The 23,505-nt window shown below is 71.1% G+C and carries 17 protein-coding genes; 4 read left to right on the top strand and 13 right to left on the bottom strand.

Annotated features, from left to right (window positions below):
- Positions 1-62: 62 nt before the first annotated feature.
- The 5 genes from ACWFRJ_RS21815 to ACWFRJ_RS21795 form a co-directional block, all read right to left on the bottom strand.
- Positions 63-1,550, bottom strand: coding sequence for a protein kinase domain-containing protein (locus ACWFRJ_RS21815; RefSeq protein ID WP_453533547.1), 1,488 nt, complete (start codon positions 1,548-1,550; stop codon positions 63-65).
- A gap of 74 nt (positions 1,551-1,624) precedes the next feature.
- Positions 1,625-2,218: a hypothetical protein gene (locus ACWFRJ_RS21810; protein WP_453533167.1), complete on the bottom strand. Its 594-nt coding sequence runs from the start codon at positions 2,216-2,218 to the stop codon at positions 1,625-1,627.
- A 219-nt stretch (positions 2,219-2,437) separates the two neighbouring features.
- Positions 2,438-3,181, bottom strand: a complete 744-nt coding sequence (locus tag ACWFRJ_RS21805) for an N-acetyltransferase (RefSeq protein ID WP_453533164.1) — start codon at positions 3,179-3,181, stop codon at positions 2,438-2,440.
- A 49-nt stretch (positions 3,182-3,230) separates the two neighbouring features.
- Complete coding sequence (locus ACWFRJ_RS21800; RefSeq protein WP_453533545.1) at positions 3,231-3,926, bottom strand: HNH endonuclease family protein; 696 nt, start codon at positions 3,924-3,926, stop codon at positions 3,231-3,233.
- Positions 3,927-4,015: 89 nt separating this feature from the next.
- The gene (locus ACWFRJ_RS21795) at positions 4,016-4,705 is read right to left on the bottom strand and encodes an MOSC domain-containing protein (RefSeq protein ID WP_453533162.1); all 690 of its coding nucleotides are present in this window, start codon (positions 4,703-4,705) and stop codon (positions 4,016-4,018) included.
- Positions 4,706-4,896: 191 nt separating this feature from the next.
- Between ACWFRJ_RS21795 and ACWFRJ_RS21790 the strand changes: the two genes are divergently transcribed.
- Complete coding sequence (locus ACWFRJ_RS21790) at positions 4,897-5,319, top strand: nuclear transport factor 2 family protein (RefSeq protein WP_453533159.1); 423 nt, start codon at positions 4,897-4,899, stop codon at positions 5,317-5,319.
- Between the two features lie 19 nt (positions 5,320-5,338).
- Here the strand turns inward: ACWFRJ_RS21790 and mfd are convergent, their stop codons facing one another.
- The 7 genes from mfd to ACWFRJ_RS21755 all read right to left on the bottom strand — a co-directional run bounded on the left by mfd (position 5,339) and on the right by ACWFRJ_RS21755 (position 18,065).
- On the bottom strand, positions 5,339-8,869 hold the full coding sequence (mfd, locus tag ACWFRJ_RS21785; RefSeq protein ID WP_453533156.1) for a transcription-repair coupling factor: 3,531 nt from the start codon (positions 8,867-8,869) through the stop codon (positions 5,339-5,341).
- A gap of 150 nt (positions 8,870-9,019) precedes the next feature.
- Entirely contained in the window at positions 9,020-9,910 is an 891-nt protein-coding gene (locus ACWFRJ_RS21780) for a polysaccharide lyase (protein ID WP_453533153.1), read from the bottom strand.
- A 19-nt stretch (positions 9,911-9,929) separates the two neighbouring features.
- Entirely contained in the window at positions 9,930-11,675 is a 1,746-nt protein-coding gene (locus ACWFRJ_RS21775; RefSeq protein ID WP_453533150.1) for a right-handed parallel beta-helix repeat-containing protein, read from the bottom strand.
- 290 nt (positions 11,676-11,965) lie between these two features.
- Complete coding sequence (locus ACWFRJ_RS21770; RefSeq protein WP_453533147.1) at positions 11,966-13,225, bottom strand: glycosyltransferase; 1,260 nt, start codon at positions 13,223-13,225, stop codon at positions 11,966-11,968.
- Positions 13,226-13,261: 36 nt separating this feature from the next.
- Entirely contained in the window at positions 13,262-14,134 is an 873-nt protein-coding gene (locus tag ACWFRJ_RS21765) for a 2-dehydropantoate 2-reductase N-terminal domain-containing protein (RefSeq protein ID WP_453533144.1), read from the bottom strand.
- Positions 14,135-14,694: 560 nt separating this feature from the next.
- Positions 14,695-17,280 (bottom strand): ABC transporter permease, encoded by a 2,586-nt coding sequence (locus tag ACWFRJ_RS21760; protein WP_453533141.1) that lies wholly within the window; start codon positions 17,278-17,280, stop codon positions 14,695-14,697.
- On the bottom strand, positions 17,277-18,065 hold the full coding sequence (locus ACWFRJ_RS21755) for an ABC transporter ATP-binding protein (RefSeq protein WP_453533138.1): 789 nt from the start codon (positions 18,063-18,065) through the stop codon (positions 17,277-17,279). Before ACWFRJ_RS21755 ends, ACWFRJ_RS21760 begins: the two co-directional genes overlap by 4 nt.
- 440 nt (positions 18,066-18,505) lie before the next feature.
- Here ACWFRJ_RS21755 and ACWFRJ_RS21750 point away from each other — a divergent pair, with 440 nt between their 5' ends.
- From ACWFRJ_RS21750 to ACWFRJ_RS21740, 3 genes are all read left to right on the top strand, one after another.
- Positions 18,506-20,110, top strand: coding sequence for an MFS transporter (locus tag ACWFRJ_RS21750; RefSeq protein ID WP_453533135.1), 1,605 nt, complete (start codon positions 18,506-18,508; stop codon positions 20,108-20,110).
- A gap of 122 nt (positions 20,111-20,232) precedes the next feature.
- Positions 20,233-20,736: a DUF485 domain-containing protein gene (locus ACWFRJ_RS21745; protein WP_453533132.1), complete on the top strand. Its 504-nt coding sequence runs from the start codon at positions 20,233-20,235 to the stop codon at positions 20,734-20,736.
- 59 nt (positions 20,737-20,795) lie between these two features.
- Positions 20,796-22,370, top strand: a complete 1,575-nt coding sequence (locus tag ACWFRJ_RS21740) for a sodium/solute symporter (protein WP_453533542.1) — start codon at positions 20,796-20,798, stop codon at positions 22,368-22,370.
- A gap of 11 nt (positions 22,371-22,381) precedes the next feature.
- Here ACWFRJ_RS21740 and ACWFRJ_RS21735 read toward each other — a convergent pair whose 3' ends face one another.
- The gene (locus tag ACWFRJ_RS21735) at positions 22,382-23,281 is read right to left on the bottom strand and encodes a cellulose-binding protein (protein WP_453533129.1); all 900 of its coding nucleotides are present in this window, start codon (positions 23,279-23,281) and stop codon (positions 22,382-22,384) included.
- Positions 23,282-23,505 lie beyond the last annotated feature (224 nt).

Here is a 23,505-nt window from a genome sequence, read left to right as displayed (position 1 = left end):
TTCGACCAACGATTCTCGAAGAGTTGGGGCACCGGTCGGGGCATCCTCGCGCCGATCCGTCACTACCCGCGCATCTGTCCTAGCCACTGCAGCGTGCGCCGGATCTCCGCCGGGAACGGATGCCCGATGCCGTGCATCCGCTCGGCGTCCAGGAGCAGCCGCCCCAGTGTGTCGTGCGCCGCCGCGCGATCGCCCAGGGCAAGGAGCAAGTGGCCGATGTGGCGGCGGATTTCCAGCGGGCGTTCGCGGTCGTCGGATGCGTAGCGGTTCTCGTAGTACGGGAGGAGCGCCCTGTACTCCGCAAGTGCTGCCGCCGGTTCGCCCAGCTGCTCGAGGCACTGCGCGGCCTCGAAGCGGAACTGGAGCGAGTGCGGGTCGGCCTGGCCCGACTCCGCGGCGCGCTCGTCGGCGAGGCGGCGCAGTTCGGGCAGGGCGCGGCGGTACTGGCCGTCGTCCATCAGCGTCGCCGCGTACTGCTTGCGCAGGGAGCGGACCACCGGGGAGTGCTCGCCGTGTTTGGCGGCGGCCGCGGGCAGGATCGAGCCGAGGATGTCCACAGCCTGTGTGATGCGGCCCTCGCCGAGGAGCCGCTTGACCTCGTCGACCGCGCGGACGACGTCCGTCTGGCTGCCGGGGCCGCCCGGGACCTGGCGCTCGTCGGGCCGGTCCGGCTGGATGTCGGGGGCAGGCGCGGGTGTCGCCGCGCGGTCCGGCCAGGGGGCGTGCGGGCGCAGGAAGGGGCGGGTGGGGTCCAGTGGGCCGCCGGTCGGGATTCCGCGTGCGGGGAGGAGCGGGGCGAGCTCCTCGTAGACCTCCTGGGCGCTGCCGTGCCGGTGCTGGGGGTCCTTGGCGAGGAGCCTGAGCACAAGGGCTTCGAGGGCCTCGGGGACTTCGGCGCGCAGCCGGCGGACCGGCACGGGCGGTTCGTAGAGGTGGCGGTGCAGGACGCCGAGCGCGGTGGAGCCGGAGAACGGCACGTCTCCGCTGAGGAGTTCGTGCAGCAGGACGCCCAGGGCGTACAGGTCGGTGTACGGGCCGACCGCGCCGCCCATCGCCTGCTCGGGCGCCATGTACGCGGGGCTGCCGATGGGCGAACCGGTGTGGGTGAGGCGGGTGGTGTCGGTGTCCATGACGGAGGCGATGCCCAGGTCGAGGATGGAGACGGTGCCGTCCTGCTTGACCATCACGTTCCGCGGCTTGAGGTCGCGGTGCACGATCGGTACGGCGTGCACCGCGGAGAGCACGGCGCACAGTTGCGCGGCGACCGCGACGGCCCACTGCCACGGGTAGGGGTGGTGCTCGGCCAGGTGGTCACCGAGGTCGGCCCCGTCGACGTACTGCATGACGAGGTAGAGGTCCTCGTCCTCCGTGCCCGCGTCGTGGACGGTGACGAGGCCGGGGTGGTCGACCTGTGCGGTGACGCGGCACTCGCGCACGAAGCGGCGGCGCAGTTCCTCGGCCTCGGCGCCCGCGACCCGGTCGGGGCGCAGGAGTTTGACCGCGACGCGGCGGTCGAGGCGTTGGTCGTACGCCGTCCAGACCTGGCCCATGCCGCCCTGGCCGATGAGCGCGGAGAGTTCGTAGCGCCCGGCGACCACACGGCCGCCCGTCCCCAGTGACACGGTCAGCTGCCGCCTTCCTGCTTGCGCAGGTAGTCACTGAGTTCGTCGAGCTCGGCCTGTACTTGGTGGATGCGGGCCGGTGCGGGGCGCGTGGGCGGGGGCGGCGTGTGCTGGGCCGGCGGCTGCTGGACCGGCGGCTTGTGGTGCTGCAGCTGCGTGGGCTGGAGGTGGGCGGGGGTGGCCGCGGGGCCCTGCTGCGGATAGCCGTAGGTGGGCTGAGGTCCGGCGGCGTACCCCGTGTACTGCGGCTGTCGGTACCGGCTGAAGTGCCGTATGTCCGCGAAGAGGTAGTAGATGACGGCGGCCAGCATCGTCGTCAGCAGGATCACCATGCCCGCGGTGCCGGCCCCTTGGAACTCGTCCTCGCCGGGATCGACACCGAAGAGCACCAGAGCCGTCACGTCGAGCGCGGACACGAGCCCGAACAGGCCCCAGTCGGCCGGTTTGCGCGTCACGAACGCGAGCCGCAGCATCATCGCCCAGGCGAGCATGCCGCACGACATGACGGCGAGGAACACGAACATCACGCGCAGCATCGTAGGGGTGCCGCCCGAGGTCGGCGGCGGTTGCTGCGGCGCGTAGCCGTGGCCGTGCATGGCTGCTCCTGGTGCCTGATGTGGCAGCGCGTTCCCCCGGGGAACTCGCAAGGCCCCGGGGGAACGCACGGCCGAAAGTCAAAATACGAACGGATGCAGATTCGAGCGTATAGGCCGACAAGGAGTAGCGGTCCCGGGTTGTACCGAACCGTTGCCGTACTGGTCACGTCCTGATCGCGGCTCCGCCTTAACCGGGGTCAGGCGCGGTGCGCACAGCGCTCACAGCACGTGCCGCACCCATACGTTCGGCTCCACGTACACCGCGTACCCGCGCTCCGGCTCGCAGAGCACCGGCACCAGGGCGCCCGGCACCTCGATGGGGCCCGCCGTGTCGAACGGAAGCCCCGTCCACGCCCGCCACTGCGCGATCGACCCGGACACCGTCATCGACGCGTGCGCCACCTTCGCGATGGTGCCGCCTGCCCGCACGTGCACCCGCAGCCACGGGTCGGCGGGCAGGCCGTCGTCCCGCTTGCGCTGGGCGTACGTATCGATATGCGCGGCCGGTTCGAGGTGTTTGGCGTTCGGGCGCACCGGGGCGACGACTTCCGCGAAGCCACGCGCGCGAGCGGTCTCGCGCATCGCGGCGAGCATCCGCCCCGACACACCGTGCCCGAGGTAGTCCTTCGCCACGGTGATCTCGATCGCGCTCACCGTGTCGGGCTTCCTGCCGTGCCGCAGGTCCGAGAACGCCCACAGCATGACCTGGTCCCAGCCGCCGTCCGGCAGCTCCCCGCGCCCGTCGGCGCGCAGCGCGAACGGCACGCTGAACGCCTTGGCCGCGACCGCGCCCCGCTCGTCCGTGGCGACAAGGACGTACTCGGGAAGCTCCTTGGCGATCCGCCCGATCATCGACCACGCGATGGGATCGTTCCCGATGAACTCCGGCCAGGTGTCGTCCATCGCCATGAGCGGCTCGACGAGCTCGGGCCGCTCGGCCAGCGTCGTGATCTTCAGGTCCATGCATCGGACGCTAGCGGGCGCGGACTCTCCCTGTTAAGCCTTTTTCGCCTCAGCGCGCGTGGAACCGTCCCGGCGCCGCCGTCGGAGTACCCCCGGTGGGCAGCTTCTCCTGCGGGCAGCTCGAGAGGACCCGCTTCATGGCGTCCCGCTCGCCGCCCGTCACCCACACCCCGTACTTCTTCTTCACGGCCACCTGCCGGGCCACGTAGGCGCACCGGTAGCCCTTGTCCGGCGGCAGCCACGTGGCCGTGTCGCCGTCGCCCTTGCCGCGGTTGGGGCCCGCGTCGACCGCGAGGAGGTTGAGCGGGTCGTTGGCGAACGCTATGCGCTTGCTCGGCTCCCACTTGCCCGCGCCCTTCTGCCAGGCGTCCGAGAGGGCGACGAGATGGTCGATGTCGACCTGGCTGCGGCCACGCACGTACGTGACGTCCTTGCCGGTGTAGGGGTCGGGCGCGAGGGCGCCGGAGGCCACCTCGCAGTCCCCGCCGTCGCGGTACTTCACGTCGTCCAGATCGCGCTTGAGTATGTCGTCGCGGGTGCCGCAGCCGTTGGAGTCGGTGTCGGCCCAGGGGCTGCCGAACCGGTCGCGGTCGTAGCCGGTCTTGGGCGCGCGGCCCTTCACAGTGAGCGTGTCGACCGCGGCGAGCGCGGGTCCCGCCTTGGCGTCGGGCCCGGAGGAGCCGCTGTCCTTCTCCTCCGGCGAGCATCCGGTGACGGATGCTGTGGCGACGAGCGCGAGCAGCAGTGCGGCCCGGACCGCGGTGGTACGAGCGGCGGTGGCACGAACGGCGGTGGTGCGAACTGCGGTGGTGCGAACTGCGGTGGTACTACGGGTCACTTGACGGTCACCTTTGCTCCGATGGCGATTGTTCCTGGCGTCACGACGTCCGCGTACACCCCGATGCACATGCCGCGCGACGCGGTGAGCGTCTTCAGGATGCGGTGGTCTGCGGGTAGATCGCGCTGGGCCAGTGTGGTCATGACGCAGCGTTCGATGCGCAGGGTGACGCGCAGGCGCAGGCCGCCGTCGAAGGCGATCTCCCGGCCGACCCAGTCCTCCTCGATCCACGGCTCGCCGGTCCCGATCACGATGTTCTTGCGCAGGCGGCGCACGTCGACGGGGTCGGCGTCGCCGAGCAGCTCGCCGAGGGCGGCAAGGGACGCGGTGCCGACGAGGGAGACGGCGCCCGCGTCCTGATGGCTCACCTCGCCCTCGCGGGCCAACTCCATTCCCGCGCCGAAGAGTTCACCGATGCGGGGATCGCCGGGTCGCAGCGTCTCGCCGTCCGGCGTGGTGACGACGGGGACGTCACCCTCGTACGCCGCGTCGTACTCCAGCATTCCCGGCGTCCGCCGGAACCTGCGGGTGTTCTTCCCGCTCCCCAGCTTCCCGTCCTCGTACCGCAGGGCCCACAGCCGGTCACCGGCCACGCCCCGCTCGTCGACGACGAGGCGCTCGCGGTCCTCCCCCAGCATCGACTTCACCGGAAAACAGGCGAGCCCCACAACGGCCTCATGCCCCACGGCACTTCCCCTCCCCTGGACCCGCTGGACCCGCGCGCTTGGACCCACGCGCTGCCACATGACCGCTTTAGACCATATCGCCCTTGCCGGACGGGTCTCTCGCGCCGCCATTACCTCTGGCGTAATCGCTTCTTCTCCGGCCGCGCGGAAGTATCGACGGCATCCGCAGGAACACCGACCGAGGAGTCCGGATGACCGTCACACTCTCCACCGAGGACGCCACCCGCGCCGCCGTCCAGGCCTTCCTGGGATTCCGGCTCAGCGGTGACGCCGAGGGTCTCACCGCCCTCTTCGCCGACGAGGTCGACTGGATGCTCGCCGACAACCCGGGCGTGCCCTGGATACGGCCGCGGACCACGGCCGCCGAGTGCGCGGCCCAGTCCGCCGAACTCGCCGCGCACACCGTCCCCGAGAAGGCGGGTGCCGCGGTCGACACCATCGTCGTCGAGGGCGCGGACGCCGTGATCTTCGGCAGCCTCTGGGGCACCGTGCGCGACACCGGCAAGTCCTTCGAGGGGCCCTTCGTGCTGCGGCTGACCGTCGAGAACGGCCGGATCACGCGGCACCACCTCTACGAGAACAGCCGGTCGATCGCCGACGCCTGCACTCCCTGACCGCCCGCTTCCGGGGCCCCTAAGACCCCAGGATCGTCGTGAGGAACTCCCCCACCCAGCCGAGCAGTTCACGCCCGACCAGCGGCTTTCCGCCGACCTTGGCCGTCTTGGGGCGGGGGACCAGGAGCTGGTGGGCGTTGGCCTTGATGACCGTGCCGGGGTAGAGCCGCTTCAGGCGCAGCTCCTGCGACTCCCGCAGCTCCACCGGGGCGAACCGGATGTTGTTGCCCTGCAGCACGATCTCGCCGACCTCGCAGGCGCGGGACAGCATCCGCAGGCCCGCCACCAGGAGCAGGTTCTCCACCGGCTCGGGCAACTTGCCGTAGCGGTCGGTGAGTTCCTCGCGCACCGCCTTGACGTCCGCCTCGCTGCTCGCGGACGCGATCGAGCGGTAGGCGGCGAGGCGCAGGCGCTCGCCGGGCGCGTAGTCGTGCGGGACGTGCGCGTCGACCGGCAGCTCGACCTTGACCTCAAGGGGCGGCTCCTCCTCGACGCCGCCCTCCAGGGACGCGCGGTAGTCGGCCACCGCCTCGCCCACCATGCGTACGTAGAGGTCGAAGCCGACGCCCGCGATGTGGCCCGACTGTTCGCCGCCCAGGAGGTTGCCCGCGCCGCGGATCTCCAGGTCCTTCATCGCCACGTACATGCCCGCGCCCATCTCCGTGTGCTGGGCGATCGTGGCGAGGCGCTCGTGGGCGGTCTCCGTCAGGGGCTTCTCCGGCGGGTAGAGGAAGTAGGCGTAACCGCGGTCGCGGCCACGGCCCACGCGCCCGCGCAGCTGATGGAGCTGGGAGAGGCCGAAGTTGTCGCCGCGCTCGACGATCAGCGTGTTGGCGTTGGAGATGTCGATGCCCGACTCGACGATCGTCGTCGAGACGAGCACGTCGAACTTCTTCTCCCAGAAGTCCACCACCACTTGTTCCAGAGCCTGTTCGGACATCTGACCGTGCGCGGTGGCGATGCGGGCCTCGGGGACGATGTCCCTGAGGCGGGCCGCAGCGCGGTCGATCGACTCGACCCGGTTGTGGATGTAGAAGACCTGGCCCTCGCGAAGGAGCTCGCGGCGGATGGCCGCGCCGATCTGCTTCTCCTCGTAGGGACCGACGAAGGTCAGGACCGGGTGGCGCTCCTCGGGGGGCGTGGTGATCGTCGACATCTCGCGGATGCCGGTCACGGCCATTTCGAGCGTACGGGGGATGGGGGTGGCCGACATGGTCAGGACGTCGACGTTGGCGCGGAGCTTCTTGAGCTGCTCCTTGTGCTCGACGCCGAAGCGCTGCTCCTCATCGACGATGACCAGGCCCAGATCCTTGAACTTCGTCTCGGAGGAGAAGAGGCGGTGCGTGCCGATCACGAGGTCGACCGAGCCTTCGCGCAGGCCCTCCAGGGTCGCCTTGGACTCCGTCTCCGACTGGAAGCGGCTCAAGGCCTTCACCTTCACGGGGAATTGGGAGTACCGCTCGGAGAACGTACCGAAGTGCTGCTGCACCAGGAGCGTCGTCGGGACGAGGACCGCGACCTGCTTGCCGTCCTGGACCGCCTTGAAGGCGGCGCGGACCGCGATCTCCGTCTTGCCGTAGCCGACGTCGCCGCAGATCAGGCGGTCCATCGGGACCGTCTTCTCCATGTCGTCCTTGACCTCGGCGATGGTGGTGAGCTGGTCGGGCGTCTCCACGTAAGGAAAGGCGTCCTCCAGTTCGCGCTGCCAGGGGCTGTCGGGGGCGAAGGCGTGGCCGGGGGCCGCCATGCGGGCGCTGTAGAGCTTGATGAGGTCGGCGGCGATCTCCTTGACCGCCTTCTTCGCGCGCGCCTTCGTCTTCGTCCAGTCGGCGCCGCCCAGGCGGTGCAGGGTGGGGGCCTCGCCACCGACGTACTTGGTGATCTGTTCGAGCTGGTCGGTGGGGATGTAGAGGCGGTCGCCCGGCTGGCCGCGCTTGGCGGGGGCGTACTCGACGACCAGGTACTCGCGCGTCGCGCCCTGGACCGTGCGCTGGACCATCTCGATGTAGCGGCCTACACCGTGCCCCTCGTGGACGATGTAGTCGCCGACCTCCAGGGTCAGCGGGTCGATCGTCTTGCGGCGGCGCGCGGGCATCCGCTGGCCGTCCTTGCCGGCCGCCCGCTGTCCGGTGAGGTCGGTCTCCGTGAGGACGGCGACCTTCAACTCCGGGTGTACGAAGCCGAATTCGAGGCTGCCGCAGGACACCTGCACGACGGACGGGGCGAGTTCGGCGAGGTCCTTGTCGAGGCGGGCCGCGATGCCCTCGCCGCCGAGCACCTCGACGGTGCGGGCCGCGGGGCCGTGCCCCTCGGTGACGAAGACGGTGCGCCAGCCGTCCTGCAGCCAGCCCTTCGTGTCCGCGAGCGCCTTCGCGGTGTCGCCGCGATAGGTCTCGGGGGCGTGCATGCCGAGCTGGAGGGTGTCAGCGTCCCCTTCCGCGTCGGCGGCGAACGGGGACACCGACCACCACATCATGCCGAGCTCGCGGGCCCGGTCCCGGACGTCCGCGATCGCCCGCAGGGACGCGGCGCCCACGTCGATGGGGGCGTCGCCGCCGGTCGCCGACGCGGCCCAGGACGCCTGGAGGAACTCCTGCGAGGTCGCCACCAGGTCGGCCGACCGGGTCCGCACCCGCTCCGGTTCGCAGACCAGGGCCATCGACCCGGCGGGCAGCACGTCGAGCAGCAGCTCCATGTCGTCGACGAGGACGGGCGCGAGGGACTCCATGCCCTCGACCGCGATGCCCTCCGCGATCTTGCCGAGCATTTCGCCCAACTCCGGGTGCTGTTCGGCGAGTTCGGCCGCTCTGGCGCGCACGTCGGCGGTGAGCAGCAGCTCGCGGCAGGGCGGGGCCCACAGGCCGTGGTCGGCGACTTCCAGGGAGCGCTGGTCGGCGACCTTGAAGTAGCGGATCTCCTCGACGTCGTCGCCCCAGAACTCGACGCGCAGCGGGTGTTCCTCGGTCGGCGGGAAGACGTCGAGGATGCCGCCGCGCACGGCGAACTCGCCGCGCTTCTCGACCAGCTCCACACGGGAGTACGCGGCTGCCGCGAGGGCCTCGGCGATGTCGTTCAGGTCCGCGCTCCCGCCCATCCGCAGGGCCACGGGCTCCAGGTCACCGAGCCCCTTGACCTGGGGCTGCAGCACGGAGCGGATCGGCGCGACGACCACCGACACCGGCCCGGTCTCGGGGTCGTCGGTGCTCGGGTGGGCGAGGCGGCGCAGCACGGCGAGGCGGCGGCCCACGGTGTCGGAGCGAGGGCTGAGCCGCTCGTGCGGCAGCGTCTCCCACGACGGGTACTCGACGACACCGCTCTCGGGCAGCAGCGAGCGCAGCGCCGCCGCCAGGTCCTCGGCCTCCCGGCCGGTGGCGGTGACCGCCAGAACGGTACGTTTCGCCTCGCGGGCGAGAGCGGCCACGGCGAGGGGGCGGGACGCGGGCGGGCCCACCAGATCGATGTGCATCCGGTGACCGTCACCGGCGGCCTTCACCGCTTCGGTGAGGGCCGCGTCCTTGACGACGGCGTCGAGCAGTCCGTACAGGCTCATGGGGTGGACTCGGCCTTTCCCGTCCGGGGTGGGCAACGCAAAGGGCCCGACACGTCTCACGGGCCGGGGTTCTCCAGAATACGTCGCCGCACGGACAGCCGCCGGACAAGGCCAGCGGGCAGGGCCTGCGGGCACGGCCTGCGGGCAGGCTCAGGCGAGGCCGGGCGGTGGGCCGATGGCCCGGTTCGAGACAGTGAAGGCGGTGAAGTCGGCGTACTGGGTGCGCGGGGTGGCCCAGCCGGGGTCGCCGCCACCGAAGAACGTCGAGAAGAAGACGCCCGCGATGCGCAGCTCGTCGGTGGTCCGGAACACGAGGTTGCCGCGGTGCAGCACCTGGCGGCCGTCGAGGCGCACGGTCACCGAGCCGTCGTGGTGCCCGGAGCGGTTGAGCGTCACGGCCTGTTCCACGCAGGCCCAGCGGCCGACCGGCCACGACCAGGAGCCGCGGCCGAGCGAGGTGCCGTGCACCTTTGAGGTGGGCAGGTACGCGTACACCTCACCGCGTCCGCCGGAGCGCCACATGTAGCGGGTGGACAGGCCGTCGGCGCCGTCGGGGATACGGCCGCCGCTGGTGGCCGTCCCGCCGTACAGGCCGGGCAGTTTGCCTCCCTTCACGAAGTCGAAGCCTGCCGGGAAACGCAAGCAGTACCGCAGGTGCAGCCGGTCGACGGGCCCGGTGCGCAGCGGCAGGTAGAGCTGGGTGCCGCCCTGGGGCCGACCGTAGGTGCGGGCCACCGTGGGGCTGGCCGAGCGGGCCGGGTACCGCACCCGCAGGACAGGGCCCGGCACCGGGCCGCCGCCGGGCAGCAGCTCGGCGCGGTCGAGCCCGAACGAGCCCGCGCGGCGGGCGCTGACCTGCGCGCCGAAGAACCCGGCCACGGCGGCCGCGCCACCGGTGGGCGCCGGGCCCGACGGCGTGCCCGGTGACGGCGTCCCGGGCGACGGCGTGCCGTGGTCATCGTCCTTCGAGCCGGACGAGCACCCGACGAGCACCGCACCGGCCGCGGCGGCCCCCGCCACGATGAACTGCCGCCTGCGCATGGCTGTCTCCCTGCCTCGGTCACGCCGTGTTGCGGACATGGCCCGCGACCCGCGGCTGCGCGGTTCTGCGGTGCCGGACCTGGTGGACGGTCTGCAGCAGGGCCGCGAGCCCGAGCGCGGCCACGGCCGCGAGGCCGAGCCAGGGGAAGGGCGGCAGGCTGACCTCGGTGGCGCCGTACCGGCGCACCGAGCCGTCCCCGTCGAGCGCGACGGCCGCCCGCACCCGGGAGTCGGTCAGGTCGAGCCGGGCGCCCGCCTCCGCGTCGACGCCCTTGCGCCGCGCCAGTACGTCCAGGCCGACGGCGGTGACCCGGGTCCGTGGAGCGAGGTGCACCCCGCGGTGGGCCCCGCTGACCGCGAGCCGGTCGAGCCGGGCCCAGCCCCGCAGGTCGACGGCCGTGCGCGCGCCGGTGACCGAGCCGCCGCTGACCCGCAGCCCCGGTGACGCGGAGGACAGTCCCTTCACGGTCGTGCCGCCGATCCGCACCCCGGACAGGGACACCCGCCGGGTGGTCCCGGACGCGGTGATCCCGTACCGCCGCGCCTGCACGTCCAGGCCGCGCAGCGCGACCTGCCAGGCCCGGCCGCGGACGGCCACCCCGGTGACGGAGTCGCGCAGTACGGTGCCGTCGACGACGACGTGCGATCCGGCGACCTCGACACCGCGCGCGAAAGCGGTCACCTCGCCGCCGCGGACGGTCGCGGCGCCGATACCCGCGGCCAGCGAGATCCCCGTACCGCTGCCGTCGCCGGCCAGGTCCGCATCGCTCACCGTCACCCGGGAACCCGCGCCGAGCACGGCGAGCGCGGTCGGCGTCACGCGCACCACGGGCCGCCGTACGGTGCAGGAGGCGCAGGACATGAGCCGGATGCCGCCGCCCCCGTCACCGTACGAGACCGGATCGGTCAGGGTGAGGCGGCGCTGGGGCGTGGCCCGGATGCCCGTGCCCCGGTTGGCGGCGGTGGAGACGCCGGCCAGGACGCGGCCGTCGGTCCCGCCCACGACGACGCCGTGGCGCCCGCTGGTCCCGGCGGACAGCCGGCGCACCGTGGTGCCGCGGTCCCCGTTCAGGACGACGCCGTCCTTGGCCGACCCGGTCACGGTGACCCGGTCGAGCAGGACCCCGCGGGCGCCGGTGAGACGCAGCCCGGTCCGGTTGCCGCGGAACGTCGAGGAGACCGCGCGGCCGGTGCTGCCCCGGCCCCAGGTGACCCCGGACTCCCCGCCCCGGGCGGCGCCGGAGCGGCCGAACCCGGTGACGCTGGAGCGCACGACGTCCATCCGGCCGCCGGCACCCATCGCCAGGTACGGCCGTCCGGCGGCGGAGCCCGGCGCCGGGTGGTCGTCCACGCCCACCGAGCGGAGCGTGGCGCCCTCCAGGTCGAGGACGGCGCGCGAGCCCCTGATCCACGTACCGGATGCGGCGGTCCGCCCCGCGGTCAGCAGAACGGTGCCGTCGACGGGCCGGATCTGCAGGGCGCTGCCCGGCGCGAGCAGGATCGCCGTGCTCACCCGCATCGTGGGGTGCTTCCCCGGCTCGTACGTGACCCAGCCCGGCCCCGCGTGCGCGGAGAGCCAGCCCGGGGTGACCGCTCCGCGGCCCGGGAACAGGCGGCGCACCACCGTTCCGTGCCGCACCAGCGCGATGGTGCCGGGCCGCAGCACCATCAGCCGCTCGGGGCGGCCGGTGCGCCGCCATGCCGCGACGTCCGGGTCTTTGCCCCGCCGGCCGTGGGCCGGGGCCACCGGGGCCCGGGTCGGCAACGCCGGAGCCGACGTCGGTGCCGCTGGTCGCGACGTGAGCGCTGTGGGTTCCGATGTCAGCGCCACCGGGTCCGAAGCCGGCGCCACCGGGTCCGAAGCCGGGCCTCCCGGATCCGCCGTCCGGGCCACCCCCGCGGCAGTCCCCGCCTCCGGAGACACCGCCCCCGAAGACACCACCGCCGAAGCCGTCAGCAGAGCGGCGGCCACGGCCCCGAGCACCGCACCCCGCACGGCCGCACCCCGTACAGCCGCGCCTCCGCGGCCGGTGCGGGGGCGGACGGGCCGGGGCATCACGCGGCCGCCCCCGCTCCGGACGAGGGCGTGGCCGGCTCGGGGGCCGGTGCCGTACGGACCACGACGCCGTTCTCCACCGAGACCTGCCGGGTGAGCCAGCGCTGCCGGCGCACGGTGGCCAGGGCGCAGATCTTGATCACGGCCATCAGGAACGACATCATCACGAAGCCGGGCACCAGGAAGAACGACGTGGGCCGGCGCACGAGGTGCGGCAGCATCTTCATCGACCGGCTGACCCACCACCAGGCGGCCAGGCAGGCGACGAAGAACCAGTCCTCGCGCAGAATCGCGTACGTCATGAAGAACGGCGACAGCAGCAGGGTAAAGCTGCCGACGCCCTTGTCGATCATGGTGTAGGCGAGGAACGGGTGCCGCCAGACCCAGCGGTGGGACAGCGCCCGCAGATCGGAGCGCCACGTGTTGCGGGCCCAGCGCAGCCGCTGCTTGCAGAAGACGCGCAGGGTGCCCGGGAACGTCGACCAGACCCGGGCGGAGCGCTGCATGTAGGTGCGGTGACCGCGCTCCAGGATGAGCGTGGTCAGCCGTTTGTCGTCACCCGACATGCACGGCACCCCCATGAACGTCTCGGCCATGAAGTCGTCGGACACCTCCAGGAGCAGGGCGCGGCGGTAGACCGCGGTGCGGCCGGACAGGCAGGAGACGGCCCCGCCGAGCACGGTCTGCGCCGCGTTCTCGTCGAAGTACCGGTAGTCCAGGAACATGTCGTTGACCCGCTGCAGGAAACCGCGTGGGTTGTAGACGTTCTGCCGGGTGCCGACACCGCCGACGCGCGGGTCGGCGAACGGCTTGCTGACCTCGGCCGCCACGTCGTGCGCCCAGATGGTGTCGGAGTCGACCAGCGCGACCAGGTCGGATCTACAGGTCTCCCAGCCCCGGCGCAGGGCGTCGCGTTTGCCGGGAACGTCGGTGACGACGACGGTGACCGGGTAGCGCTCGGCGACCCGGCGGCAGACGTCGTCGGTGACGTCGATGACCAGGACCACCTCGTCGACCCGGTTCGCCAGCCAGGACTCGATGGCGAGGCCGAGGATCTCCGGATCCTCCTGGTAGACCGGGACGACGACGCCGAGCGAGGCCCGGAAGTCGCCGCGCACCGGCCGGTACAGCGCCGCCGGCACCCGCCGCACCAGCCAGGAGCCCCAGCGGATCAGGCCGATCATGCCGAGCGGCAGGTAGACGAGGTAGTAGCGGAATTCGTTCAGAGCACCGTCGATGAAGTCGAAGAATCTGCTCATGATCTGTCCTCGTGGTCGCGCCTGTGGAAAGGCCCGTCAGAGCCGGTCGGGACCGGAGGCGGCGAGCGCCTCGTTGACCTGGACGACCGCCGTGAGCAGGGGCATGTCCACCCCGATGGCATCGGCGAGACCGAGGAACCCGCGGGTGTCCTTGGGCAGGCAGACACCGCCGTACGGGCTGCCGCCGCGGATGCCGTAGTGCGGGTTGTAGGACGCTTCGGCGGAACGGGCGACGGTCTGCGCGATGGGGTCCAGATCGAGGCCGAGGGACTGGCTGACCAGCCACATCTCGTTCCAGAAGCTGATCTTCGTGGCGTTGTAGATGTTGTGGGCGCACTTCACGAACTCGGCCTCGGCCGGGTCGGTGAAGAAGCGCGTCTCCCCGCCGAACGGGGCGAGAAGGGCGGCGAGCCGCTCACGGGTGCGGGCGCTGCGGGACGCGATCACCGTCATCCACGGGTGGCGGAAGTCCTCGACGGCGGAGGCGGCGCGCAGGAACTCCGGGTTGCTGGCGAGCGTGAAGTCCTCGCCGAGCGTGCGGCCGGAGTACTTCTCGAGCAGCGGCTGCACCACGCCCTCGGCGGTGCCGGGCGGCACGGTCGAGCGGACCACGACGACGTGGGGCGCGGTGGCCTCGGCCAGGGCCCGGCCCACCGAGGCGGTGCCGTCCTCGAAGGCGGTCAGGTCGTAGCCGTGGCCCGTGCTCGGGGTGGGCAGGGTGAGGAAGATGAACGCTTCGGGCGCCCCCTTCAGTTCGAGTGACTCATGAGCGTCGAGTCCCCCGGAGCGCAGCTGGTCCAGGCGCTGGTGCGCCACGTCGATGAAGGTCACCTCGTGCTCGGCACGAAGCAGTCCCTTTCCGGTGGCGGTACCGACGACGCCGGAACCCACGATGAAGATCCTTGGCATGATGAGCTCGTCTCCCGGTCGGATGCGCGGCCCTCATGGCACGCACATGCGGAAACGTCACAGGGAATGCGCCCACGGCCAGTCTGGAAAAGCCAAGGAAGGACCGGGTAAACACCGGGAAGATCAGAAGAGAACCGGCATGCGGGCACGGAAAAATGAAGTGCTGGTGCGGACGCGAGAGTGGCGGCTCAATGCCGCTTCGCTCTCGGATGGCCTGCCGGGCGCGCTCTCGTCCCCTCGGATTCCCGCAGCTCGTGGCCGACTGCGTCGGCGGCGCGGGTGTCCGTGGTCGAAGACGAGAGCACTCCCCCCTCAACCCCCCTGAATTGCATGAATGTTGAACGCCTTTGGGCGTTCGCCCCTCCGCGTCAGACATTAGGTCCTGAACACCCCGCCAGGCCAGAAGAATTGAAATATGGCTACTAATAGCGCATGTCTGAAAAAGGGGAGGTTTCCTGCCAGCTGGGATTTTCGCTCGGAAACCGAACCCTCCGGACACACGAGAACGGCTCCCGGCGCACGGTGTGTGCGCCGGGAGCCGTCCCCGGGAAAGAAACGCGTCAATCTGTCGCGATCGCGTTCAGCACGTTCATCCGCCCCGCCCGGAACGCCGGGACAAGGGCCGCGAACAGGCCCACGAAGGCCGAGCCGATGAAGACGGTGATGATCGTCGGCCAGGGGATCTCAAGGACCTTCAGGCCCTCCAGGGCGAGGAGCTTCTGGGCCGTCGCCCCCCAGCCCATGCCGAGCCCGAGACCAAGGAGCGCGCCGAAGAGGGCGATGACCACCGACTCCATGCGGATCATGCGGCGCAGCTGGCGGCGCGAGAGGCCGATCGCCCGCATCAGGCCGATCTCACGGGTCCGCTCGACCACCGAGAGGGCGAGGGTGTTCACGACGCCCAGGATGGCGACGATGATCGCGAGGCCGAGCAGGCCGTAGACCATGTTCAGCATCTGGCCGACCTGGTCCTTCAGGGTCTGCTTGAAGTCGGTCTGGTCCATGACCTTGTACTGCGGGTAGTCGGCCATGGCGGCCTTCAGCGACTTGTACGCCGCGTCCTGCTGGCCCTTCTCCGCCTTGGCGAACATGATCTCGTTCGGCGGCATGCGGTCGGCGGGCACGTACTTCTCGGCGGTCGTGATGTTGACGTACATCGCGCCACCGTCGATCGTGGCGTCGCTCGCCGTGATGGCCCGGACCGTCATCTCGCCCGTTTTGCCGTGGTCGAAGGCGAGCTTCACCTTGTCGCCGACGGTGATGCCGTGGTCCTTGGCGAAGTCCTCGCCGACCGACATGGAGTCCGGCTTGTAGGCGTCGGTGAGCTTCCCGGCGACGGTCTCGCTGCGTACGTCCTGTGCGTAGGTCGCGTCGGCGGCGCTCAGGCCGACCCCCTTGGCGACCTTGCCGTTCGAGGCCGTCAGGTCAGCCTTGACGTCCTTGTACTGGGTGACGTGGGCGATGTGGCCGGACTTCTCCAGGGCCTGCGCGGCCTTCGGGGTGATCGCCTGGCCGTTGTCGGACTGGATGATGAAGTCCGCGCCGACCGACTTGTCGAGCTCGTCCGTGGCGGAGGCGACCATCGAGGAGCCGACCACGGAGAGGCAGGCGACCAGGGCGAGGCCGATCATCAGGGCCGCGCCGGTGGCGCCGGTGCGGCGCGGGTTGCGCAGGGCGTTGCGCTCGGCCATCCGCCCGACGGGGCCGAACATCCGGAGCAGTACGACGCTGATGACGCGGACGACACCGTTGGCGAGGACCGGGCCGATGACGACGAACCCGATGAGCGTGAGGACCACGCCGCCGCCGAGGAAGAGCGAGCCGTCGCTCGCCTTGTCCGCCTGCGAGGCGGTGTAGAGGCCGAAGCCGCCGACGCCGGTGAGGACCAGGCCGATGACCGCGCGCAGGGCGCTCGCCTTGCCGTCGGCCGGGGTTCCGGCGTCGCGCAGGGCGGCCATCGGGGAGACCTTGGCGGCGCGCCGTGCGGGGAGGTAGGCGGCCAGGACGGTGACGACGATGCCGAGGACCATGCCGACCACGGGCGTCGTCCACTTGACCGTGAGGTCATCGGTGGACAGCTCCATGCCCATGCCGGACATGAGCTGCATCAGGCCGACGGCGAGCCCGACGCCCGCGCCGACCCCGAGGACGGAGCCGATGACGCCGAGCAGCAGCGCCTCGACGAGCACGGAGCGGTTGATCTGCTTGCGGCTCGATCCGATGGCGCGCATCAGGCCGATCTCGCGGGTGCGCTGGGCGACCAGCATCGAGAAGGTGTTGATGATGAGGAAGATGCCGACGAGGAAGGCGATTCCGGCGAAGCCGAGCATCGCGTACTTCATGACGTCCAGGAAGCTGCCGACGCTCTCGCGGTTGTCCGCCGAGGTCTCCTTCTGCGTCTTGACCTGGTACGTGGAGGCGTCCGCGCCCATGGCCTCGCCGACGTTGCGCTTGAGCACCGTGTCGCTGACGCCCGGTTCGGCGGTGACGTTGACGTGCGTGAACCTGCCGGTGGCGCCCAGGAGTTCACGCTGTGCGGTGGCGGTGTCGAAGGAGACGATCGCGGCACCGGGGTTGGTGACCTTGAAGGCGGCGATGCCGGAGATCTTCGCGGTGTGGTCGCCGGTGACGGCGATGGTGCGCAGCTCGTCACCGATCTTGAGGTGGTGCTTGTCGGCGGTGTCGGAGTCGATCAGCACGTCGGTGGGGCCGCGCGGGGCGTGCCCGGAGGTGATCTCCATCGAACGCAGTTCGTTGTGCGTCCAGTTGCCGGCGAGGGTCGGGCCGCCGCCGGTCGGCCCGACGTTCTTGTTGTCGGAGTTGACGACGGTGACGCTGTCGCTGCTGACCGCGCCCTCGGCGGACTTGGCGCCGTCCGCCTTCTTCGCCCGGTCGACGACCGATGCGGGTATCGACTCGGGCTTGCCCGTGTCGGGGCTGTCGCCGGGGTCCTTGGCGGACTTGGAGGAGACGGTGACGTCGGCGGACGTCGCGGCGAAGAGCTTGTCGAACGTCGTGTTCATCGTGTCGGAGAAGACGAGCGTGCCGCAGACGAACGCCACCGACAGGATCACGGCCACGGCGGAGAGCGCCATGCGGCCCTTGTGCGCGAAGAAGTTGCGCATCGAGGTCTTGAGGACGGTCATGACGTACGCCCCCGCGCGTCGAAGTCCTTCATGCGGTCGAGGACGGACTCGGCGGTCGGCGAGTACATCTCGTCGACGATGCGGCCGTCCGCGAGGTAGAGCACGCGGTCCGCGTACGAGGCTGCCACCGGGTCGTGCGTGACCATGACGATGGTCTGGCCGAGCTCGGTCACCGACTTGCGCAGGAAGCCCAACACCTCGGCGCCCGCCCGGGAGTCGAGGTTTCCGGTCGGCTCGTCGCCGAAGATGATCTCGGGCCGTGCGGCGAGCGCGCGGGCCACGGCGACGCGCTGCTGCTGGCCGCCGGAGAGCTCGGTCGGGCGGTGCTTGAGCCGGCCCGCGAGACCGACGGTGTGCACGACCTGGTCGAGCCAGCCGCGGTCGGGCTTGCGGCCCGCGATGTCCATCGGGAGCGTGATGTTCTCGATGGCGTTGAGCGTCGGCAGGAGGTTGAACGCCTGGAAGATGAAGCCGATCCGGTCCCGGCGCAGCTGCGTGAGCTTCTTGTCCTTCAGGCCGGTGATCTCGGTCTCGTCGAGGTAGATCTGCCCGGAGGAGACCGTGTCGAGGCCCGCGAGGCAGTGCATCAGGGTCGACTTGCCGGAGCCGGAGGGACCCATGATCGCGGTGAACTGTCCGCGGGCGATGTCCACGTCGATCTCGTCGAGCGCCACGACCCGGGTCTCCCCGGACCCGTACGCCTTCACGACCTGGCGAGCCCGTGCCGCCACGGCCGTACGCCCTCCAGTGCCCCCGTGCCTGGGAATGGTTACAGCCGATGTCACGGTAAGTCTCCTAAGTCGGTTACGCGTTGAGTCAGGCGTGTTCGCTACGCATAAGAGTCTGGTCGTCCGACGGGTCCTGCGCGCTGGTGCTCAGCGCAGTCTTCTGCTGGGGAAAACCCCACCCCCGAAGGTGTGGCTTGTCCGAACCGAGGCCTCCCCGGTCCGAACCGAGGTCTCCCCCGGTCCGGACCGAGGCCCCTGCCGCCCCCGTCGGCATAAAGCCAATCTAAGAAGCGGGCGGGGCCTTCTCGTCCTCCAGCAGTACGAACGGCCCCCGGTCCGTAGTACGGAGGATCCCTTAGGGGAACTCCACCCGCCGGTGGAGCTGTTCTCGGGGTTGCTCCACCCTCCTGCGGACCGGACACCGGCCCACCTGCCGGGATGCTCTCCACCCCTGCCCCGGGCGTACACAGGGTGAGAAGGTGGCCCGGAGTAAATAGATGCAGGGGGAAGGAATCTCGGTGGACGCGGACGGCACACCCTCGGGTTCGGACGACCGACGGCGCCGCGGCCCCGTCGTCGCCGCCCTCATGCTCGCCATGGCGCTCGCCGCCCTGGACTCCACGATCGTCTCGACCGCCATCCCGCAGATCGTCGGCGACCTCGGCGGCTTCTCCGTCTTCTCCTGGCTCTTCTCCGGATATCTGCTCGCCGTCACCGTCACCCTGCCCATCTACGGCAAGCTCTCCGACACCTTCGGCCGCAAGCCCGTGCTCATCGTGGGCAGCATCCTCTTCCTGATCGGCTCGGCCCTGTGCGCGGTGGCCTGGAACATGGGGGCGCTCATCGCCTTCCGCGTCGTCCAGGGCCTGGGCGGCGGCGCGCTCCAGGGGACGGTGCAGACGCTCGCCGCCGACCTCTACCCGCTCAAGGAACGCCCCAAGATCCAGGCCAAGTTGTCCACCGTGTGGGCCACTTCGTCGATCGCGGGCCCGGCGTTCGGCGGTCTGATCGCCGCGTACGCCGACTGGCGCTGGATCTTCCTGATCAACCTGCCCATCGGCGCCGTGGCCCTCTGGCTGATCGTGCGCCACCTGCACGAGCCGGAGCGCGCGGCGGTCACCCGGGGGCGCGTCGACTGGGCGGGCGCGCTCACCGTCTTCGCCTGCGGCGGCGTCCTGCTCACCGCGCTCGTCCAGGGCGGTGTCGCGTGGGGCTGGCTCTCCCCGCAGTCGCTCGCGCTGTTCGCGGGCGGACTGCTGCTCGCCGGAGCCGTCGTGGTCATCGAGCGTCGGGCGGCGGAGCCGATCATCCCCGGCTGGGTCTGGCGCAGGCGCACCATCGCGGCGGTCAATCTCGCCCTCGGCGCGCTCGGCCTCCTGATGGTCGCGCCGACGGTCTTCCTGCCGACGTACGCCCAGTCCGTGCTCGGCCTCGCGCCGATCGCCGCCGGGTTCGTGCTCTCCGTCATGACGCTGAGCTGGCCGGTCTCCGCCGCTCTGAGCCAGCACGTCTACCGCAGGCTCGGTTTCCGCGACACGGCGCTCATCGGCATCGGCGGGGCCGCCCTCTTCCTCTTCGCGTTCCCCTTCCTGCCCTATCCGGGGCAGGCCTGGCAGCCGGCCCTGATCATGCTGCTTCTCGGCGCGGCACTCGGGCTCTTCCAACTGCCGCTGATCGTCGGGGTGCAGTCCACCGTCGGCTGGTCCGAGCGCGGCACGGCCACCGCGTCCATCCTCTTCTGCCGCCAGATAGGCCAGACCCTGGGCGCGGCGCTCTTCGGCGCGGTCGCCAACGGGGTCCTCACCTCGCGGCTCGGCGGCGCGGGCTCGCTCGACTCGGTGGCCCAGGCCCTGGAGAACCCGGCCTCGGTCGCCGACCCCGAACGGCTGCGCCGGGCGGTCGACTCGGCGGTCGACACGGTGTACGTGGGTGCGGGGTGCGCGGCGGTGCTCGCACTCCTCGTACTTGCGTTCCTGGCGCCTCGGCGGTTTCCGGTAATCGGGGCGCTCGGCCCGGAGAACGGGGAGGCGGAAGCCCTGGCGAGCACGGGGAACGCCGGGCCGACCTCGCTTGAACGCCCGGTGAACAGACCGGCCGAATAGACCGACCAACCAGTATGCGCAAAACCCTTCGCGGCTCTACTACTTACGAGTAACGTGCTCGATCCTCACCTCTCGCTCCCTGCGGTCCCGCACCGGACCGACGCCGCGCAAGGAGAACCGGGATGTCCTACCCTCACCAGCCCCAACACCCTCGCGACCCCCAACAACCGCACTACGCCCAGCAACCCCGACAACAACACCGCCACCCCCACCACGCGTACCACCCCCACCTCCCCCCGCACGACTCGTCCCCCTCCTATCCCACCTACCCCTGGCAACCCGTCGCCCCCGCACCACCCCCGCCACGCCCCAAGCTCCCCCGCCACCCCGCACTCGGCCGCCACAGCGACCTGCGCCACCTGCGCAGCGCCTACCGCTGGCAGCGCCGCGTCGCCGCCCTCACCGCGCTCGGCTACTTCACGCTCTTCCTGATCCTCTCCGCCTTCGCCCCGTCCCTGATGACGGACACGGTCACCGGCGGGCTCTCCACCGGGCTGCTGCTCGGCCTGTGCCAGGTCCCCGTCACCCTGCTCGCGACAGCGCTGTACGAGTTCACGGCCCGCCTCCGGGTCGACCCGATGGCCGAACGGCTGCGCAAACTAGCGGAGTTGGAGGCCAACAGGTGAACCCGGGCAGCACGCCGGCGAGCCCCGCCGTCACACTCGCCACCGACTCGGCCCAGGCCATGTCCCTGGCCGCGTTCACCGCCGTCGTCACGCTCACGCTGCTCCTGTGCGTGATGACGGGCCCCGACCGCGACAACCTCGGCGAGTTCTACGCCGGTTACGGCTCCCTCTCGCCGATGCGCAACGGCCTTGCCATCGCGGGCGACTACATCTCGGCGGCCACCGTGCTCGGCACGGGCGGAATCATCGCGCTCCTGGGGTACGACGGGGTCGTCCTGGCCCTGAGTACGGCCCTGTCCCTGATGCTCCTGATGTTCCTGCTCGCCGAACCCCTGCGCAACGCGGGCCAGTTCACCATGGGCGACGTACTGGCCCGCCGTATGCCGGGCCGCGCCGTACGGATCACGGCGTGCGCGGCGACGCTCGCCGCACTCATCCCGCTCATGCTGGTGCAGCTTGCGGGCGCGGGCGATCTGCTCTCCTTCATCCTCGGTTTCTCCAACGAAGGAGTGAAGACGGGCTGCGTCGTCGCACTCGGGGCCCTCATGATCAGCTACGCGGCGATCGGCGGCATGAAGGGCACCGCCCTCATCCAGATCCTGAAGATCGTGATGCTGCTCGGCTCCGGAGTGGTCATCGCCGCCCTGATCCTGCGCCGCTTCGACTGGGACCTGGGCGCGCTCCTGGCCGCCGCCGAGAAGGGCAGCGGGGCCGGCCCGGCCTTCCTCCAGTCCGGACTGCAGTTCCAGGGCGGCCCCAACCCCCGCCTGGACATGATCAGTTCGGAACTGACGGTGGTACTGGGCGGCGCCTGCCTGCCGCACGTCACGATGCGGATGTACACGGCGCGCAGCGCGCGCGAGGTGCGCCGCTCGATGTCCTGGGCGGTGTCGTCGGTGGCGCTCTTCGTCCTCGTCATCGCGATCGTCGGCTTCGGCGCGACGGCGATGGTCGGGCGGGCGGCGATCGCGCAGGCGGACCCGCAGGGCAACACGGCGTACCTGCTCGGCTCAAGGGCGGTGTTCGGCGCGAACGCGTCGACGGCGGAGACCCTCATCTTCACGACGGTCACCACAGCGATCTTCCTGACCCTGCTCGCCTCGGTCGCCGGAATGATCCTGGCCTGCGCCAACTCCCTCGCCCACGACGTCTTCGCACATCAGCGCAAGGCGATCAGCCCGCGCCGCGAGATGGCACTGGCCCGCGTAGCGGCGCTCGCCATAGGAGGCCTGGCGATCGTCCTCGCGGTCATGGTGCAGCACCGCAATCTGCAGCCGCTGGTCACACTCTCCTTCTGCCTGGGCGCGTCGGCACTGGCCCCGGCGCTCGTCTACAGCCTCTTCTGGCGCCGCTACACCCGCAGGGGCCTCCTGTGGACCCTGATCGGCGGCACCCTGGGCTCCGTCATCCTCATGACAGGCACCAACCTGGTTTCGGGCGCCCCCACTTCAGCGTTCCCGAACCACGACTTCAACTGGTTCCCCTTCACCACCACAGGCCTCGCGTCCATCCCCCTCGGCTTCTTCCTCGGCTGGCTCGGCACGGTGTCATCGGGCCCACGCGAGTCGGAGGAACAGCGCAGGCGCTACGAGGCGGTGGAGGGCTGGATCCTGGCGGGGGTGACGAGGAGGTAGCCCACTGGGGGCTAGGGGGCACCCTCAGCAGACGCCCGCCCGGTCAGCGCGGCGAGGCTGCTGCGCACATGCTCCATGTGCCCCCGCACCTCGTCCCACTCCTCCCCGTGCTCCCGCAGCATCCGCTCGGTCTCCCGGGCGATGCCCTCGTCCCGCGCACGCGCCGCGGCAAGCAGCTCCGCGCCCCGCGCCTCCGCGTCCTCCTGCCCGTGCCGGGCGGACTCCTCCGCCTCGACCGAGGCCCGCTTCGCCTCGGAGAGGCGGGCCTCCGCGGCGGCGACGCGCGCGGTCTCCCAGGCATCCACCTCCGCTTCCCGCGCGGCGATCTCCCCCTCGGCGGCAGCCCAGCGCTCGGCGTGCTCCTTCTCCTGCTCCTCCAGGAGCGCGGCCCCGCGCTCCCGCGTCTCCCGCAGCGCGGCAAGGGCCTCGCCCCGCCACTCCTTCACGTCACGGCGGGCCGCGATCCGCGACTCGTCCGCGATGGCACGGCAGGCGAGCAGCCGCTGTCTGGCCCGCTCGTCCGCCTCGCCGAGCACCTCGTCGGCGTACGCACGAGCGGCCTCACGGACCTCCCGCGCCTCCGCTTCGGCCGCCTCCGTCACGCGCCGCACATCGGCATCGGCCGTCGACCGTACGGCGGCGGCCTCCTCCTCACCCAGGGCGAGGATGTTCCGCGCGCGCTCGCTCAGCGTCTCGTACGTCTGAGGTGCGAGCCGCGACACGACGTCCCGCAGCCGCTCCGCCTCCGCCTCCATCTCCTTGGCGAGGACGGTGAGCCGGGCGGCACGCTCCCACGCGCCGTCGCGGTCCTGGGACAGATCGAGGGCGTACGCGTCCACCTGCTCGGGACGGTAGCCGCGCCCGCGCACGGCGACGAAACCGTGCTCCGAGGCCGTTGCACCGCTGCTCATCCTTGAATCCCTCCTCCGACGCACCACGCGCGTACTGCGCGATTGGCGCACATCTTGATGGATCAAGCCGAAGTGCCCATAACGCGACACTCCGCGCATCTCATCCGCTCAAGGATGCGCCATTTGCAGCCAGAAGTCGGAATCGGGTCGATCGGGCCGCCCCATCGTCGCGCCCCGGCTCCCGAACCACGTCGAAAAACGGACGAGGCGCCCGCCCCACACAG

The organism is Streptomyces sp. NPDC055239 (assembly GCF_053606205.1).
The sequence above is the reverse complement of the archived record's forward strand: the minus strand, read 5'-3'. Positions and strand labels throughout refer to the sequence as shown.